Genomic DNA, 18,006 nt, shown 5'->3' with positions numbered 1-18,006 from the left:
AAAATGAGACATACGATATTAATATTATTTACCGGTCTATTGCTGACACTCACGGTTTCATGCGATAACTGGTTGGACGTGCGCCCGCAGACGGAAGTCAAGGTGGACGATAATTTCAAGACGGCACAGGGGTTTAAGGATGCTCTCACGGGAATTTATTTGTTGATGAGTGATCAGGCTATCTATGGCCAAGAACTTTCCTTTGGTATGGTGGATGTGCTTGGAAAACAATACACCACGCCTTTCTCTGCATCGGGACGGTATTATGATCTCTCGCAGTATAATTATACAACGGAACAAGCGAAAGAAGTTATTGATCCGGTATGGAGTAAGATGTATAATGTGATTGCGAACGTGAATAGTCTGATCGAGCATATCAATAAGGCTGATCGGACCATGTTTTCGGGGGTTGAGTATAATGTGATTCGGGGAGAGGCCTACGCTCTTCGGGCTTTCCTTCATTTCGATTTGGTACGTCTGTTCGGGCCATCGTATAAAACCGGGGCGAGTACAAAGGCGATTCCCTATGAAGAGACGTTTAATAATCAAATTACCGAATTGTCAACTGTCGCGGAGGTGATCACGAAAGCTTTGGGTGATTTGACGATTGCAGAGCAGGAGCTTGTCAATGATCCGGTGATCGAGAACGGAGGATATACAACTGAAACCGTGGATTACGCAGATTATTTGCGTATGCGTCACCACAAGTTTAATTATTACGCTGTTAAATTGTTACAGGCGCGTATCCATTTGTACAAGGCTGATTACGGGGAGGCGTTCAAGGCCGCGGATGCGATTATCAAGCAGGATGTTTTTTCTTGGGTTCCCGGAGGTACGGTGACTACGCCTTCACCCGCGGGACGGAATCTCGTGTTTGTTCAAGAATTGATATTTTCGTTGGATATTGCTAATTTACAGACCATCATGGAGGCGTGGGATGATGGTGGCTATACCAAGGTGAAAGAGCAGTTTACAACGGTTTACGAGACGGATCAGGCCTCTTATAGCTATGATTACAGGTACCAGTACCTGACGTTAGACGGGGGGAGTACGCGGTATCATATCAAGTTGTATCAGGATAATACAGCCGATTATTACGGGTACACGGGAGAGGTGCCTATCATGAGAATGAGCGAGGCATATTATATTGCTGCCGAATGTCGGTTGAATCAGAACGATCCGGAAGGGGCCGTCGGTTATCTTAATACGGTTAGAAATGCACGTAATTTAGGTGAAGATTTGAATTTGAATCCGAATTTGACAAAGGAACAGATACAGGAGGAAATTTTCAAGGAGTATGCTAAAGAATTTGTGATGGAGGGACAATTATTCTACTATTACAAGCGAATAAACAGTTTCACGATCCGGTTTTACACGGAAGGCGTGAGTGCTGATACTTACGTTCTCCCGTTGCCTGATGATGAAGTGGAAGGACGTCTTGGTGAATAACTATAATATTAGGAATTATGAAATGTAGAAAAACGATATATCTGGTTCTCGTGTTCTTGTTGTCCGTTTTTGCGGTAGGATGCGAGGAGAACGAACCGATGGAGTTCGAAGGTGGTAGTCGGGCCCTTTTCTATGAGGAAGGGAGTAGTTTAGTGGGCATCGTCATGCAGATTTACGAGAAAAATTATTCGTTCGCGCTCGTGACTTATGATCAAATGGAAATAGAAGCCAAGATTAATGTGCGTCTGATGGGGCCGGTGGTTGACCGGGATCGCAAGTTCAAGGCGGAGGTGGTTAAGGAACTTTCCACGGCAGTTGAAGGCACGCATTTCCGGCTTGGCGAGGGGGTGATGAAAGCGGGTGAATACTGGTCGCAACTTCCGATCACGTTGTATCGCACGGCAGACATGAAGGAAAAGGCTGTTTCTATCACGTTACGACTTGTCGCGACGGAGGATTTACTTGGTGGCGTGGGTGACGGGGGAAGTGAAGAGGGATATTTCACGCTTCACGTGGGTGATTTCTTGATGGAACCACAGAACTGGCCGACGTTGTATTTCGGTGAGTATAGCGTGAATAAATATAGTTTTGTCGTGTCCACGTTGGGGATCGCGGATTTCCCTACAGAATCAAGATATGATCCGGAATCTTCAGAGGGTACGAAGTTTACCGTGTCCGAGATGTACACGTTCAAGGCCCAGTTGCAGGCGGCTTACGCCGAGTACCGTGCCGAGCATGGACCGATATACATGGATGATAATGCCGTGGAGAAGGTTGAAATTTCATTTTAAAATCTGAGAGATATGAAATACAAATATTATTTGCTCGCGTTGCTGACAGGCATTCTCTTTCTGACAGGATGCTATGACGACAAGGGTAATTATGATTATAAGGAAATAAATGACATCGTGATTGATACTGTCGGTTTTAAAATGACGTACACGGTGTTGCAGTACGAGGAGTTGCAGATTGATCCTACCGTTGCTTTCACGAGGAACCCGATTCCCGAGGGTAATTTGAGCTACGAGTGGTATATTTACCAGCCGGGTAAGACTGCCACGTGGAAACCGGTTTCCACGGATAAGAAGTTGGATATACCAGTAAGTCATGTCCCGGGAGATTACAAAGCGGTGATTTACGTGACGGATAATAGTCGAAAAGGGGTTACGTCGAGCATGGAGTTTGATTTGATCGTGTCCACGGATATTCATCACGGGTTTGTTATCGTGCATGGAAGTAACGGGGAGACGGACTTTGATTATCTTGCCACGCCTAATTCTATTCCCGATCTGGACCGGGTGAAGTGGTTGCGTAATATTCTGGAGGCTAACGGGCGTAAATTACCGGGAAATCCGACCACGATCCGGGTGGCGGGACGGAACTACGGGAATTTTAATGCCATGTATGTGGCTTCTGATCAGGACTTGTTCCAGATAGACGACAAGACGTTCCAGTTCTTGCATGATGCCGACGAATTATTTATTGATAAGCCGGCAGAGGTGAACGTGGTCGGTTTGGGTGTGAACGGTGATACCCGTTTGTTCTTCATGGCGAATGGCGATATGCACGAGATTATGAGTGACCGCCCGAAATGGGATTACGCTATTCCGGCCCCGATTGCAATATCGGATGCGGTTGAGGGAAAGGTAAAAGTGTGGAAGGAGAATGTTCTGCCTAACGGGTATAGCTATCTCTACCCGATGGTGGTTTACGATGTGGCCGGTCAGCGTTTCTTGGGACGTAATAATTACCCGGCCTGTCTGGCTCCATTCCCGGAACAAGATCCCGGTAATATATTTGATATCAATCATATTGGCAAGGAGATTCTGTTCTTGGGCAGGGGGTATAATTATATTACTTACGCGATATTCAAGGATCCGGGGCAACCTAATTACTGGCTTTATTCGATGGACTTTAACGTGCGTTCCGACGCAACGAATGTCCCGCTGGGTATTAAGAATATGTCGGCACTCCCGGAGATTGCCAGTGCAAAATTCTTTGAGATTGGGACATTGGGTGAAGTTTTGCTCTATGCATCCGACCGGAATGTCTATTTGTATGATTACGGGGAGGCGAATACGGCGATTAAGATCAGTCCTGAATTTCCAAGTGGCGAAGAGATTACATCTATTCGGATATATAAACCGACTTTGCTGAGTGCGGTGAACGAGAGGTTGCTATATATTGCAACATGGAACGGTACGCAGGGAAAGGTGTACGAGTTCGGATTCAATCCGGCGAGTGGTAGGCTGACAAGTCAAACGCCACTAAATACATTCGAAGGGTTTGGTAAGGTGGCGGATATGAATATTAAACCGCATTTTAACACGTGGTAGAATAAATTGTTAAGATTGACATGAAAAAATTATTGGTATTAATTCTGTGTGTATGCGGTTTGACCGCGTACGCACAGGAAAAACAAGGGCCATTCCAATTTGAACCTTCAGTTGTAATGGCGGGACAACCGGTGACTTTATCTTATAATAGCGCGCTTACGCCTTTGGCTGGTAGCCAGACTATAACGGGGGTTATATACCTTTGTGATGGCGACGATTGGAGAGCGGATGATCTGAATATGGTGAAGCGGGATAGCGTGTGGGTTGCAACTTATCAAGTGCCTGAAAAATGCGTGTTGTTGGCTTGTAAGTTTTATGGTGATAATGGTGAGTGGGATTCCGGTCCATTGATGGGCCAGTATGGCGTGTTCGTGAGCAAGTTGGTGGATGGAGAAGCCAAGTCTCAACAAGGGGCTTACATTCATTGGGGACTTTTACGGAGCAAGAGTTTCGATTATTTTGCCGTTCCCGGTTTTTCGAAAGAGGACGCTCAGATAGATGACAACGTGTTGCAGATGTGGGTAGGGTATGAATATCGTTTTTTTCCGGAGTCTCGTGAAACTCTCTCTTATTACGCGGCCAAGAATTTGAATAAGAACGGATCGGGAGAGCAGAACCATCTTTTCGAGCAAGATATTGAGTATATTTTAGGGTTGGAGGCTCCTGCCGAGTTGTCACTTATCCGGGTAGCCGAGATATACAAGGACATGATGAAGAATGAAGAGAAGGCGAAAGAGGTGGAGGCTTTGATTCTGGAACGTTTCCCTGATGGTATATTGGCTAGGGATAAGGCAATTTGGGCGGTCTATATGGAACGGGAGCCGGAGGCAAAGTTACAATTATTGGAAGATATGTTGCGACGGTTTCCACAAGAGAAATTTCCGGTACCGCAGACTGATTTATCCCGTTCTTTTTACGGGCGTATTTTCTGGTCGTCCATGCAGGACCGAATCGTGAATAAGAAGGATTATAAGTTATTGCATGAGTTACTCCCGTTTGTTCCGTATTCGGCATTGGCCGAGTATTACTATCGTGTTGTGCAACTTCAATTAAAACATGGTATGGTGACATACGAGCAGGTGCGTCCACACGCGGATGCGATTTGGGCCGAGATACAAAAGCGGGCGGAACGGGGTGAAGATCGGTATTATAATTCTAGGGCTCGTTTTTCTCCCCGGCAATGGCGGGAACAGGTGAAATGGGATACACGCGGTTACGCGATCACGCACGGGAAAGTGCTTTACGAGACGGGTGCCTATGCCGAAGGGCTTGAAGTGATGGAGTCGGTGAAGGATTTCTTTGGCGGGAAGGTGTCGGATTTTAATGAAACATATGCACAATTGCTCGCGGCTAACGGTTATGATCAGTTGGTAATCCCGTTCTTGGAATCGAGTATAGCGCATGATGCGGCTACGCCTGAGATGATTGCCACGCTTGAAAAGGATTTCCGTAAGAAGAATCCGTCGGGGGATTTCGAGGTTTATCTTAACGGGTTGCGTTCGGCAGATCATGTTGCAGAGTTTGAGCAGCATTTGCTGGCATCGCTTATTGATCAGGATATAGAGCCTTTCGTGCTGGAGGATATGAACGGGAAAACGGTCGATATGTCTAAACTGAAGGGGAAGGTTATCGTGCTTGATTTCTGGGCCACGTGGTGTTCGCCGTGTAAGGCAGCTATGCCGGGAATGAAAATGGCCGTGGAGAGGTATGCGGAGAATCCGGACGTGGCGTTCTATTTTATTTCAACATGCGAAAATGATAAGAATTTCAAGACGACGGTGCCGAAGTTTATAAAAGAGAAGAATTACCCGTTCGAGGTATTGTATGATGTTAGCCCGGACGGGAAAGGGAATGGCCTGTATTATAATAAATACAAGATTAACGGGATTCCTCACAAGATGATTATCGACCAGAAGGGTAAATTACGTTGGAGTTCGAACGGTTATTTCGGTAACCCGTTGGAGTTGGCGAACGAGATTAGTTTTTTGGTGGATTATTTGTTGAAAGAAGAAAACAGGTAATTTTAGATTCAGTCCGCACAAGGTCTAACTCAACTACCCCCTCCGGCTCCCCCTTGCACAAGGGGAGAGTTGATCACCTCTCGTTGCTTGGGAGAGGTTAGAGGGAGTTGATAAATGTAAAAAGTCGCTTCAATGTTTCAGTGTAGCGTGTTCTCCCCCTGTGTAAGGGGGAGTTAGAGGGGGTAGTTGTGTCCGGCCCTGTATGTCTGGAATCTAAAATCTAAAATTAATATCGGAAGGACTTTTTAGGAAGTTCTTTTTTTCATGGATTGTTGTATATTTGTACGAAGTGAATCTGGATAATATTAAACGAGAGTCGTATAAATATGGAATATAATTCGGAACAGTTAATTGCTGACCTCCAAAGAGGGAAAGAAGTAGCTTTTGCTTACGTGTTCCGTATGTATTATGGTCCGTTATTAAATTATGCTGGACGTATTTTGAAAGATGTAGAGGCAGCGAATGATGTGGTGCAGGAGTGTTTTTGTCGGTTGTACGAACGGCGCAGAGAATTGCACGAGGAACTTCAAGTGCGCCCTTATCTTTATAAGTCTGTTTATAATGCTTGTATGGATGCAATCAAGCATCAAAAGGTGGAAAGTAATTATATCAATCAGGAATTATTAGATTTTTATTTTTCGAAAGTCGTGGAGACTCCCGAGGCAGAGCAAGCTTTGCTGGATGAGGATTTGAAGGGAGCGATACAGGATGCTATAAATAAGTTGCCGGAACGATGCCGGGAGATATTCGTGTTGAGCAAAGTGGATGGACTTTCCAATAAACAGATTGCCGAACAATTAAATATATCCATGAAAACTGTTGAAGCACAAATGACTACAGCTTTTGTCCGTTTACGGAAAGAGTTGGGATGGTTGTTGTGCTTTATTTTTATTCAAAATTTTTGAAAAATCTCTAGGGGTAAATTTGTCTTTAGTCGTTATAAGGATATAACGGATAAAGATATGATGCAAAAATCTGATAAAGACGAATTGATTTTAAAAGTTTTGGACGGGATAGCAACACCGGACGAAATTCAGGCTTTGGCTCGATGGATGGAAACGGATCCGGAGAACGAGGTTTATTTTAATCAATTGAAGAAAGCTTGGAATTTGACGAGTGGGCCAATTCCTTCCGAAGAGAGAGTGGAACATGAGTTAAAAAGTTACATGAAATATATTCGTTCCAAGCGCGGGAAATTCCGTGTTTGGCAGGTTTTGAAATATGCTGCGGTTATAGTCGTGCCGTTATTGTTAGGTATTTACTGGTTGCAACAGGAGCATATGGAAGAACAATCCCAGATGACCATGCATAAAACGGGAATTGTTCCGGGAGGATACAAAGCGACTTTGATTACGGCCCAAGGAAAGGCAATTACCTTGTTACCTTCTGCAGAGGAGGATATTCGCGTACAAGAAAATTTTGTTGTGAAAAATGGACAGAAAGGTATTGTTTATCAAGATACGAAAAAAGAAACGACTACATTGCAGTATAATACGTTGAAGACTCCCCGAGGCGGAGAGTACACGATAACTTTATCGGACGGGACGCGGGTGTACCTAAATGCCGCCTCTAAATTGAAGTACCCGGTGCAGTTTGATAGTAAGAGACGGGAAGTATATTTGTCGGGGGAGGCTTATTTCGAGGTGATGAAAGATATGAACAGGCCTTTCTACGTGGTAACGGATGCCGTTCGGGTAAAAGTGTACGGGACCGAGTTTAACGTGAACACGAATGGAATAGGGGGAACTCAAACAACCTTGGTGTCGGGTAAGGTCGGGATTTGGGGAAGGGGTTCGGTGCAAGAGTATATTATGAAACCTTTTCAATTAGCCGAATTTGGAGATAACGGTGAATTCAAAGGGATTCGGGACGTGGACGTGAAGACTTATACGGCTTGGAAAGAGGGTTTTTTTGTATTTGAAGATGAGGGTTTGGAAGGTATCTTGAATCGTTTATCCCGTTGGTATGATGTGGATATATTTTATAGTAATGAAAGGGTAAAGACGTATCATTTCACTGGACACATGGAAAAGTATGAGAATATAGAGACTATTTTGAATGCGATTAGTAAAATGGTGGGTGTACATTTTACGATTAAAGAGAAAACAATAATTGTAACAGAATAAAAAACGGAGGATGGTGGTACATCCCCCGTTGTAACCGTAAGCGACAGGAGTCCTAGGAAAACATACTGTCGCTAATAATAATCTTTAATATTGCAAATATATGGAAAAAAAACGATTATGTCTGTCTTTAGATGGACATAGAAAACGAAAAATCTTATTGAGGATGAGATTATGTATTTCATTACTGTTGTGTTTCACGTTGGGTTTGTCGGCCTCAACTTTAGCCCAACAGGAACGGGTAAATCTGGATTTGCAGAAGGTTTCGTTTAAGGTGTTGTTTAGTGAAATTCAAAAGCAAACTAATTTGTCGTTCGTTTTCAACACGGAACAAACAGAAAAATTAGGAGCCATCTCGGTGCGGGCCGTGAACGAGACCGTGGAAAGTGTTTTGCGTAAAGTGCTGGTGAATACGGGAATGATGTTTGAATTTGACGGGACATTGATTATTATTCGACCAGAAGAACCGGAAAAGAAAGAAGTAACAAAAATTAAAGTATCTGGAACGGTTAAGGATGAAAAAGGAGAGTCTTTACCGGGAGTGACTATCCTGTTGAAAGGTACACAGATCGGGTCTGTTACGGATTTTGATGGTAGGTTTAACTTTGAGTTGCTAAAGCAAGACAGTCTTGTGCTTGTGTTCTCGTTTATAGGTTACAAGCAACAAGAGGTAAGAGTGAAGAGTAATGACACGAAACCGCTATCTATCGTGATGCACGAAGATATAACGGAGATGGATGAAGTGGTGGTTACGGGTATTTACCAGAGAAAAAAAGAGAGCTTTACCGGGTCAACAGCTACATTTAAGAAAGAGGAATTGAAGATGGTTGGTTCTCAAAACTTAATCCAGAGTTTGAGAACTTTGGACCCTTCTTTTGCAATTATGGAAAATAATCAATTCGGTTCGGACCCGAACCGCTTGCCGGATATTGAGATCCGGGGTAAAACGAGTGTGATCGGGTTAAAGGAACAATTTGGAACGGATCCTAATCAACCTTTGTTTATTCTAGATGGATTTGAGACGACATTACAAGTAATAACAGACTTGAATATGGAACGGGTTGAGTCAGTGACTATTTTGAAGGATGCCGCATCTACCGCAATTTATGGGTCAAAAGCTGCCAATGGGGTTGTTGTGATAGAGACCAAAAAACCGGAACAAGGTAAATTTAAAATTTCGTATGTCGGTGATTTTAGTGTCTCGATGCCGGATCTTTCCGATTATAATTTGATGAATGCGGAAGAGAAGTTGGAATTCGAGAAATTGGCCGGGTATTATACGGCTTCTTCCTCGGGAAGTTCCGGGTCAAGAATGACGCAGCAAGTGTTAGATAGTCTGTACAATAGTCGTCGTGCAGAGGTTGCTCGTGGGGTGAATACGTATTGGTTGCATGAACCGTTAAGAGTTGGTTTTAGTCACAAACATAATTTGTATGCTGAGGGCGGTGACGATGCTGTTCGCTATGGTTTGGGAATAAATTATAATAATATTTCCGGTGTAATGAAACAGTCCAGACGTAATGTTATCGGGGGAAATTTCGATTTGAGTTACCGGAAAGGTAAAATTTCTTTTGCCAATAAATTTTCTTTGGATTATAACAAAGCAGAGAATCCTACTGTTCCATTTTCAGAATTTTCAAGAGCGAATCCTTATTATCGGAAAACGGGGGAGAATGGGAAGATCGAACGTTACTTGGATTATTTTGTGATCCCTAATACGAATACAACTTATTCTGTGGGTAATCCGCTTTGGAATGCCAGTTTGAATAATTTAGACGAGGAAGATCAGTTTAGTTTTAGGAATAATTTGAATCTGGAATGGAGGATTATGCCTACCTTGTATCTTCGGGGACGTTTGGGAATAGGGAAGGGAGCGAAAAAGACGGAGAAATTTGTTTCCCCTCAACATTCGTCGTTTGATAATTACGCGCAAGATAAAAAGGGACGTTATACATCAACAACGGTGAGTGAATTCTATTATGATGGCGATTTAACTCTAACTTATGGTGCTTTATTGAAAGAGGTTCACCAGATAAATGCCGTGATCGGAACAAATCTCCGTTCCAGTTTGTCAACGAATGAGGGATATTCTGTTTCAGGTTTTCCTAATGGGAATTTCACAAAGCCTCCTTTTTCAAATGGGTTTACGGAAGGAAGTAAGCCAACATATTCCGAAACGGAAAGTCGTTCACATAGTGTTTATTTTAACGGGGGATATGCTTACGACAATCGTTATTTGTTAGATGTGAATTTCCGTTTAGATGGTTCTTCCGCTTTTGGTAGTAACAAACGTTACACGGAGACATGGGCTGTGGGTTTGGCATGGAATTTACACAATGAACCGTTTTTACGTGATGCGAAATGGATGAATTTATTCAAGATCAGGGCTTCCATAGGAAACCCTGGGAACCAGAATTTTAGTTCGTATCAATCTATAACGAGTTATTCATTCAATACATGGATGCAAAGCTCTTTTGGAACAAGCGTTCTTATAGATGCAATAGGTAATCCTAATTTGAAATGGCAGAAGACGCTGGATAAAAATATAGGAGTGGATATTGCATTGTTGGGTAATCGCTTGAATTTTAATATGGATTACTTTGTCAAAGATACTGATCCTTTGTTGGTTTATATTACTGTTCCTTCTTCTGTGGGGATCACGTCTGTGGGTACGAATATGGGAAGTCAGCTTACAAAAGGGATCAACGGGACGGTGAAGTATTCACCTATATATCGCCCGTCAGAAAGGATCAATTGGACGTTAAGTGTCAATTTCAGATGGCAGAAAGCTCGTTATGAAAATATAGGTAATAGTTTGGAAAAGTTGAATGAGGCGAATCGAGAGGAGGGTGATGTAAGTGGAGACGGGTCTTATCGAGATAAGAATACCAGTTTGACGCGTTACTATGATGGCGGTGATCCGAATTCGTTGTGGGCTGTTCGCTCTTTGGGAATTGATCCCTCTACAGGGCGGGAGGTATTTATGAAGAAGGATGGGACTTATACTTTTGAATATGATGTAAAGGATGAGGTTATCGTGGGAAATAGTCAACCCAAGTTGGAAGGAGTCTTGGGAAGTACCTTGTATTATAAAGGCTTTTCCTTCTCGTTCTATTTCCGTTATAAATTAGGAGCTGATGTATTTAATAATGCTATGTACACGAAAGTGGAGAATATATCGGAGAGTTCATTAAAATACAATCAAGATAAACGAGCGTTATATGATCGGTGGCAAAAAGCCGGGGATCGCGCTCAATTTAAAGGAATTTCATTGACGGAGACCACGAAAATTTCGTCTCGTTTTGTTCAGCGTGAAGATGTGTTGAGCGGGGAATCTATTTCTGCAGGATACGATTTTAATCCGAAAGGGCTGGCAAAATTCGGGGTGTCTGCAATTCGTTTGCAAGCGAATATGAATGATATTTTCCGGGTTTCCAGCGTGAAGGAAGAACGTGGTATTGACTACCCGTTTGCCCGTACGATGTCAATGTCTCTTTCTGTAACTTTTTAAATGATCTAATATGCAAGTATTGAAATCAATAAAAAACGTAAGTGTCGCATTACTTATGGTAATGTTGTGCGGGTGCGAGAGCTGGTTGGATTTGAAACCGATAGACCGGGTTTTGGAAGATCAGCTATATGAAACTGAAGAAGGATTTAAACAGTCCTTAACAGGGGTGTACGTGGAGTTAAATCAAAAAACTTTATATGGAGGGGATTTGATGTTTAGAATGGTTGAGATATTAGCTCAACGTTACAATCTTTCGTCTATTGGTACATACAAAGAATGGATTGCCTATAATTATAGTGATGATGATGTAAAAGCAAGCATCGATGCTTTATGGCAGAAGATGTATTCTTTGATCATGAATTGTAATAAGTTGATGGAGAATGCCGATTTGCGTAAAGATGTATTTACGGGTGATAATTATAATCTTATTTATGGAGAGGCATTGGCTTTGAGAGCCATGTTGCATTTTGATTTGTTACGATTATTTGGTCCTGTTTATAAAACGAATCCCGAGGGGCTTTCCATCTGTTATAATAAGAAGTTTTCTTATCAAGGATCAAATATTCTCCCGGCATCAGAGGTGATTGATAATATATTAGATGATCTGAAAAAAGCGGAAGAGTTGTTGGTTAATGATCCGGTGATAACGGAAGGGCCGAGAAATACGACGGCTTCGGATGGAAATAATGACTTGCGTTTACGGACTTACCGATTGAATTATTATGCCGTTCAAGCCCTGATGGCACGGGTGTATCTGTATGCCGGACGTAATGAGGATGCGTTAATTATGGCAAGAAAGCTTGTTGAAATACAACCAAAGTGGTATCCGTTTGTGTCCTATAATGCAATTATGGAAAGTAGTAATAAAAAGAAAGACAGGGTATTTTCAACAGAAGTATTATTTGGGCTGGAAAACAGACAGCGGGGAGATATTTTTACGGATTATTTTACTCCGGAGTTAGATAACGGGATTTTGGCTCCAACTAATACAAGTTTGTTGAATATCTTTTTGTCTGAGAATACGAGTGACTGGCGGTTTACCCCGTTTTGGATTAAACCGGATAATGGGAAATATAGTTTCCGTTGTTTTCATAAATATGAGGCAACAGAGGAAACAGATCCATTCTATTCCTATTTAGTCCCGATGATCCGTATTAGTGAAATGTTTTATATTGTTGCGGAAACGACAAGCGATGAGGCTGAAGCACGGGCTTGTTTGAATCAAATTCGGAGAAATAGGGGATTGATTGCTTTTGAGGATACGGAAATAATCGATATTCAACAGGTGTTGAAAGAAGAGTATATGAAAGAGTTTTTTGGTGAAGGGCAGTTGTTTTATTATTATAAACGATTGAATGCTTCTACTATTCCGGCAGGCGATGACAGTGGAGATGTTATGATGAATGAGGCAAAATATAAATTTCCTTTGCCTGATAGTGAAACTGATTATAGAAATTAAAAATATGAATGACATGATAAAAAAATATGTACTCATAATTTCGGCCTTAGTGATGATTGGTTGGGGATGCCAGAAAGATTTGGATCTTTATTCCGGCCGTGATTTTGTTTATTTTAATCCGTCGGCCGGATTGGATTCAACGTATTTTTCATTTGCCTATGTGGATGTAAATAAATCTGTGGATTCTCTTTATATTCAGGTAAGGACCGGAGGCGAAGTGAAAAATTATGATCGACAGGTGAAAGTGAAGATTGCTGAGACAAATGCTACGGCTGAGACGGATTTTAGAACTTTATCAGATTCGTACACGATTTCGGCTGGTAATACTTTCGGAACAATTTTAGTTGAATTATTACGCCCAGAGGTTTTAAAACGGGAGGAACGTTATATAATTCTTGAGTTGGAGGAGAATGAATATTTCACCTTGAATTATCCGACGAAAGTGTCTTCGAGCGATGAAGAATATAGCGCAATCCGTTATAAGATTGTTTTTTCCGAGATTATGACCCCTCCTACGAAATGGAGTACTTATGAATTTGGTGAATTTTCGGTGAAGAAATTGGATGTGATCTGTGAGGAGATGAATTTGACACGGGAAATGTTTAATGATGCAAGTTATATGATCAATTCCAGACAGAAATATATTGCAGCGAAAATGGTGCAGATTTTAAATGATTATAGTGCAAACGGTCATCCAATTTACGAAGATGATAATGTGACATTGATGAGAATGGGTGATGTGTATTACAATTAGAATCCTAAAAGAGTTTATATGATGAGAAATATATTGTTCGTGTTGACGATATTTATGGCAGTCGTGGTCTCTGGTTGTTTCGATGATAAAGGAAATTATGACTACCATGAAATAAATGAGTTACAGGTGACAGGGTTACCTGGTGAAATGCAGATGAAATATCGAAATGTTGATACTTTGCGGGTGACTCCGGGCATAGAGGCTACTGCGGATGACGGTAGTATGCCAGATCGGTACAGTTTTAAATGGGAAGCGGTTTCCCAACCCAAGGTGGGGGATATTCAGACAACATCGTATGTGATTGGTGAGGAACGTGATTTGAATTACTTCGTGGAGCTTCCGGATGGAGAATACGATGTGAATTGCTTGGTAAAGGATACAATTACGAGAGTAACTTGGAAAGGATCGTTCAAATTGAAGGTGACGACTCAATTAAATGAGGGATGGTTGGTGCTTTCGGATGTGAATGGGTATACCCGTTTAGATTTAATTTCGATGTCTGCCAAGGAGGATCTTGTCGTGCGTGATTTACTTCGGGATGCCCCGCAGTTGAAAGGGCCCAAAAGGATAAATACGGTATTTGATATGTATTATCTCCAATGGGGAACAGATCCGAGGTTTTATCTTATAACGGAAACGACAACCGCTACTCTTGATGTTGATACTTATGAGTGGGATGATGGGAATGATATTCGTTATGAAATGTTGGAATATCCTCAGAATTTTGTTGCTTCGAACAGAACTGCCGGAATGGGATGGGAGTTACTTATCTCGGATAAATATGTATTCGGGGGAACAACTTTTGGGCAGCAAGTACTTTTCGGGGTTCCTATTAATTTTATTGCAGGTGACGATGGAAATTATTTTAATGTTGCTCCGTCCGTGGGAGTGAACACGTCATATAGTGCTTACAATCCCAATCGAATATTATATGACACTTCAAACAGACGTTTCGTGATGATTGCAAATAGCATGAAGAATTGTACGTTGATGACGGCAAAAGAGTCTGAATTTTCTTGGGTTACAGGGAAAGATTTTGTTTATATGGCGAATTCTCGGTATGATGGAGGTAGTGTGTATGCAATATTGCAAGATGTAGAGGCTCCTAACTCTCGTTATTTGTACGTGATGAAAGTATCAGCTTATGGAGGGGTAACTCAAACGAAGTTTATGAAATTGGATTATCCGGGGATTGAAAAAGCAACTTGTTTTGCAGTACATCCCAGTTTACCTTGGTTGTTTTATGCTGTCGGCAATACGGTGTATCATTTTGATATGGAAGGGCATCAGGCAGAACCAATTCATTTGGATGGAGAAACGATCACGATGTTGAAGTTCAATTTATTTATGGGAATGTATCCTAATTCGACGATGCAAGAAAAATTGATTGTAGGGTCTGTGAAGTCCGGTTCCGGGTTGAATGGGATTGTTCGCACTTATGACATCCCAACGGTATTTGGAGATGAATTCGATGCGCCTTCCGTGCATGATGGGTTCGGAACTCCGGTAGATGTAACTTATAGAGAGAAATAAGATGAGGAAAATATTGTTTTGTGTTTGTTTTTTACTCGTATGTTGTGTGGTTTATGCACAACATACAGGTAAATATAAGGTTAATGGTAAGATTGAAGGGATGGAGTCCGGGCAAGTGGTGATGAAACAAAAAACAGCAGAGGGATATAATGAATTGGGCGTTTCAGACATAAAAAACGGGCAATTTGAGTTTAAAGGAAAAATTGCAGAGATTCAATCTGTTCAATTGTTTTTTAACAATCAACGGGGTAGTTTGACCTTATTTCTAGAACCGGGAAAAATTCACGTGGCAGTAAAGAAAGATTCAATTTACTACGGGAATGTTGAGGGAACATCAACGAATGAGTTATGGCAGTATTTTAACAAAGAAGAACGTCGTTTGGAGAGTGTGGAGGCGGGATGCGCCCAAGCTTATCAAAAGGCATTTGCGACCAAAGATAAGGAGATCGTGCGTGCGGCCACGAGAGCTTTTGTGGATGCGACTAAAGCTCGGAAAATTTTCCGGAATGAATTTTTGAATCATTCAGCTCATAAATATGTGGCGGCTTGTTTTTATCGTACTTCTTTGATGCAAAAATTGCAATATGCAGAGTTGGACTCTTTGGTAAAAAGTTATGTTGGGATGGAAAATAATAACGATGTCCGTTTGATAACTCAACGTCGGGATTTGATGCGAACGGTGGCTGTAGGGGCTAGAGTGCCTGAGATCAATTTGCCGGATGTTGAGGGAAAGTTTTTCGCATTGTCTTCTTTTAGAGGAAAATGGGTATTGTTGGATTTTTGGGCATCTTGGTGTGCGCCTTGTCGTAGGGAAGGAAAACATGTTCTTGAGTTGTACAAAAAATATCAGCAGGATGGATTTGAAGTTTTAGGTGTGAGTATTGATCAAAATCCTGATGCATGGAAACAAGCCATAAAAGAAGATCAGACTCCGTGGAAACACGTCTTAGATCAGAGGAGTGAAGTGGCTAAAACTTTTGGTGTTTCTTCTGTTCCCCGGGTATTTTTGATTAGTCCGGAAGGAATTATCGTGGCTGTTAATTTGTATGGAAAAGAGTTGGAACAACGTTTAGAAAAAATCTTCTCGAAATAGTATTTTTATAAAATGCAGGAGATCCGAAGAGGGACTTGAAAAAGTCACTTTTCGGATCTCCTGCATTTTATAATTTATTTTTACAAATACTTTCTTGTTTAGTTAATTTAATGATAACCAGTTGTTAATATTTTGAAGTCGGTAGAATGAACATTTTAGAGAGGTCGGCTCGTTAAATAATATCTAATCAAAATCGGCTTCTCTCTTTCTCTCTCTTCGTATTCTGGAATATTTTTTTAATTTTGTTTTCACCCAGATACGGGGGTGAATTGTATTATATATGAGAAGCGATATTTTTATCATTAAACGTTCGTTTAATAATATTCACAAATTCCTCTAAAGACTTTATACCTTCTTTTTGTTAACCATTGGTATTCAGTTCTTTCCTTTTTTACCTTGTCCTTTGTTTTTCCCATAAATTTGCTCTCAACAATCGAAGGTATAATGAATGATTTGATACCAAGATTAGATATTTCTCGTTTGATTGTCAAAGATTTAAATGGAGAGATTAAAGAATCGGAAAAGCAAGAGCTGAAAGAGTGGATTAATGAAAGTGAAGAGAACGAGGCGTTGTATTTAAGAGTGCGGGAACGAGAGAATCGGAATCAGCGATTGGAGGTGATCCGGAAATTGAACAAACAAGCAGCTTGGCGAGAAGTAGAACGTAAAACAAGAAAAAGTCAGCATTTTATATCCGGGTGGCTTTATAAGGGGATTGCTGTGGCAATACCGGTGATTTTATTATTCTGTTTATATTATTATAGATCGGGAGAGGTGGATTTGGAGGTAGTAAAACAAGAACATCGGGAAATTCATCCGGGAGAAATAAAGGCAGAATTGATTCTGGCTAATGGGCAACGTTTGGCTCTTGATGCGAAAAAGGAAAATCCAGTGGAATCAGATTTGGATGGAGTAAAAATATTAAAGGAAAATCAGGGGATCCGTTATGAGTGTGAGGATTTGGAGGGGGAGGTCCCGTATCATGAATTGAGGGTTCCAAGAGGTGGGGAGTACCCGATTACGTTGGAGGACGGGACGGAAGTGTATTTTAATTCGGAGACAAGATTTCGTTATCCTGTGAAGTTTGGGGAGCGGGAGCGTAAAGTTTTTCTGGTAGGGGAGGCTTATTTTAAGGTGAAACGGGAGGCTGACCGACCTTTTATCGTGGAAATAGGGGAAAATCGTATAGAAGTACTTGGAACCGAATTTAATGCACGTTATTACCCGGAAGAGAATAAGCAAATGACCACGCTTGTTTCGGGGAAAGTGAAATTTATTTCAAAAGATGATAAAAGTCTTGTGCTTGCTCCGGGAGAACAGGCGGTTCTGACCGATGAAGGTATTTTGTCCCGTAAAACGGTTGATATTACCCTATATACAGCTTGGAAGGACGGGAATTTCGTATTTCGCAAACAGCGATTGGAAGAAGTACTGAACACATTGGCTCGTTGGTATGATGTAGATATTTTCTATGAAGATGTTTCTCGGAAGGATATTGAATTTACCGGGAATATTCAGCGATTCGAACGTTTTGAAGAGATTGTTGGGCTTTTGCAGATGACAGGTGATACGGAATTTGAAGTAAAAGGGAAAAGTATTTTCGTGAGGCGTAAATAAAGAACGAGGTATTTGCACTACCTCGTCCTTAAATCCGGTAAAATCCGGGATTGTTATATTTTAAAACTTTACAAATGTATGAAAAAAACAGGTAATTGTGTCCATCTTCG

Annotated in this window: 12 protein-coding genes; all 12 read left to right on the top strand. The window is 41.5% G+C overall.

The features are described 5' to 3' along the window. The first annotated feature begins 3 nt into the window (after positions 1-3). The gene (locus AB5542_RS04520; protein WP_279036881.1) at positions 4-1,449 is read left to right on the top strand and encodes a RagB/SusD family nutrient uptake outer membrane protein; all 1,446 of its coding nucleotides are present in this window, start codon (positions 4-6) and stop codon (positions 1,447-1,449) included. Positions 1,450-1,466: 17 nt separating this feature from the next. Next, positions 1,467-2,240 (top strand): DUF4843 domain-containing protein, encoded by a 774-nt coding sequence (locus AB5542_RS04515; protein WP_279036883.1) that lies wholly within the window; start codon positions 1,467-1,469, stop codon positions 2,238-2,240. Between the two features lie 12 nt (positions 2,241-2,252). Beyond that, positions 2,253-3,785, top strand: coding sequence for a PKD-like family lipoprotein (locus AB5542_RS04510; RefSeq protein ID WP_279036886.1), 1,533 nt, complete (start codon positions 2,253-2,255; stop codon positions 3,783-3,785). A 20-nt stretch (positions 3,786-3,805) separates the two neighbouring features. Continuing rightward, complete coding sequence (locus AB5542_RS04505; protein ID WP_279036888.1) at positions 3,806-5,806, top strand: TlpA family protein disulfide reductase; 2,001 nt, start codon at positions 3,806-3,808, stop codon at positions 5,804-5,806. Between the two features lie 326 nt (positions 5,807-6,132). Next, positions 6,133-6,711, top strand: a complete 579-nt coding sequence (locus AB5542_RS04500) for an RNA polymerase sigma-70 factor (protein WP_279036891.1) — start codon at positions 6,133-6,135, stop codon at positions 6,709-6,711. Between the two features lie 57 nt (positions 6,712-6,768). After that, entirely contained in the window at positions 6,769-7,932 is a 1,164-nt protein-coding gene (locus AB5542_RS04495; RefSeq protein ID WP_118303722.1) for a FecR family protein, read from the top strand. Between the two features lie 163 nt (positions 7,933-8,095). Continuing rightward, positions 8,096-11,440, top strand: coding sequence for a SusC/RagA family TonB-linked outer membrane protein (locus tag AB5542_RS04490; protein ID WP_288215162.1), 3,345 nt, complete (start codon positions 8,096-8,098; stop codon positions 11,438-11,440). Positions 11,441-11,450: 10 nt separating this feature from the next. Continuing rightward, entirely contained in the window at positions 11,451-12,899 is a 1,449-nt protein-coding gene (locus AB5542_RS04485; protein WP_368243000.1) for a RagB/SusD family nutrient uptake outer membrane protein, read from the top strand. A gap of 13 nt (positions 12,900-12,912) precedes the next feature. Then, on the top strand, positions 12,913-13,653 hold the full coding sequence (locus tag AB5542_RS04480; protein WP_158571835.1) for a DUF4843 domain-containing protein: 741 nt from the start codon (positions 12,913-12,915) through the stop codon (positions 13,651-13,653). Positions 13,654-13,674: 21 nt separating this feature from the next. Continuing rightward, complete coding sequence (locus AB5542_RS04475) at positions 13,675-15,186, top strand: PKD-like family lipoprotein (protein ID WP_158571836.1); 1,512 nt, start codon at positions 13,675-13,677, stop codon at positions 15,184-15,186. 1 nt (position 15,187) lies between these two features. Continuing rightward, a complete protein-coding gene (locus AB5542_RS04470) occupies positions 15,188-16,279 on the top strand; it encodes a TlpA disulfide reductase family protein (RefSeq protein WP_118303730.1) in 1,092 nt (363 codons plus the stop codon). A 444-nt stretch (positions 16,280-16,723) separates the two neighbouring features. Beyond that, positions 16,724-17,896 (top strand): FecR family protein, encoded by a 1,173-nt coding sequence (locus tag AB5542_RS04465; protein WP_368242999.1) that lies wholly within the window; start codon positions 16,724-16,726, stop codon positions 17,894-17,896. Positions 17,897-18,006 lie beyond the last annotated feature (110 nt).

The organism is Butyricimonas sp. RTP31003st1_G1_RTP31003_210430, from assembly GCF_040920905.1.
Classification (GTDB): domain Bacteria; phylum Bacteroidota; class Bacteroidia; order Bacteroidales; family Marinifilaceae; genus Butyricimonas; species Butyricimonas paravirosa.
Note: the sequence above shows the minus strand (reverse complement) of the source record. Positions and strands in the feature narration are given on the sequence as shown.

Bases quoted from the DNA above. Each gene is read 5' to 3' on its own strand.
- AB5542_RS04520 (WP_279036881.1), top strand. From the start codon at position 4: ATGAGACATACGATATTAATATTATTTACCGGTCTATTGCTGACACTC.
- AB5542_RS04505 (WP_279036888.1), top strand. From the start codon at position 3,806: ATGAAAAAATTATTGGTATTAATTCTGTGTGTATGCGGTTTGACCGCG.
- AB5542_RS04515 (WP_279036883.1), top strand. From the start codon at position 1,467: ATGAAATGTAGAAAAACGATATATCTGGTTCTCGTGTTCTTGTTGTCC.
- AB5542_RS04465 (WP_368242999.1), top strand. From the start codon at position 16,724: ATGAATGATTTGATACCAAGATTAGATATTTCTCGTTTGATTGTCAAA.
- AB5542_RS04475 (WP_158571836.1), top strand. From the start codon at position 13,675: ATGAGAAATATATTGTTCGTGTTGACGATATTTATGGCAGTCGTGGTC.
- AB5542_RS04485 (WP_368243000.1), top strand. From the start codon at position 11,451: ATGCAAGTATTGAAATCAATAAAAAACGTAAGTGTCGCATTACTTATG.
- AB5542_RS04495 (WP_118303722.1), top strand. From the start codon at position 6,769: ATGATGCAAAAATCTGATAAAGACGAATTGATTTTAAAAGTTTTGGAC.
- AB5542_RS04510 (WP_279036886.1), top strand. From the start codon at position 2,253: ATGAAATACAAATATTATTTGCTCGCGTTGCTGACAGGCATTCTCTTT.
- AB5542_RS04480 (WP_158571835.1), top strand. From the start codon at position 12,913: ATGATAAAAAAATATGTACTCATAATTTCGGCCTTAGTGATGATTGGT.
- AB5542_RS04490 (WP_288215162.1), top strand. From the start codon at position 8,096: ATGAGATTATGTATTTCATTACTGTTGTGTTTCACGTTGGGTTTGTCG.
- AB5542_RS04470 (WP_118303730.1), top strand. From the start codon at position 15,188: ATGAGGAAAATATTGTTTTGTGTTTGTTTTTTACTCGTATGTTGTGTG.
- AB5542_RS04500 (WP_279036891.1), top strand. From the start codon at position 6,133: ATGGAATATAATTCGGAACAGTTAATTGCTGACCTCCAAAGAGGGAAA.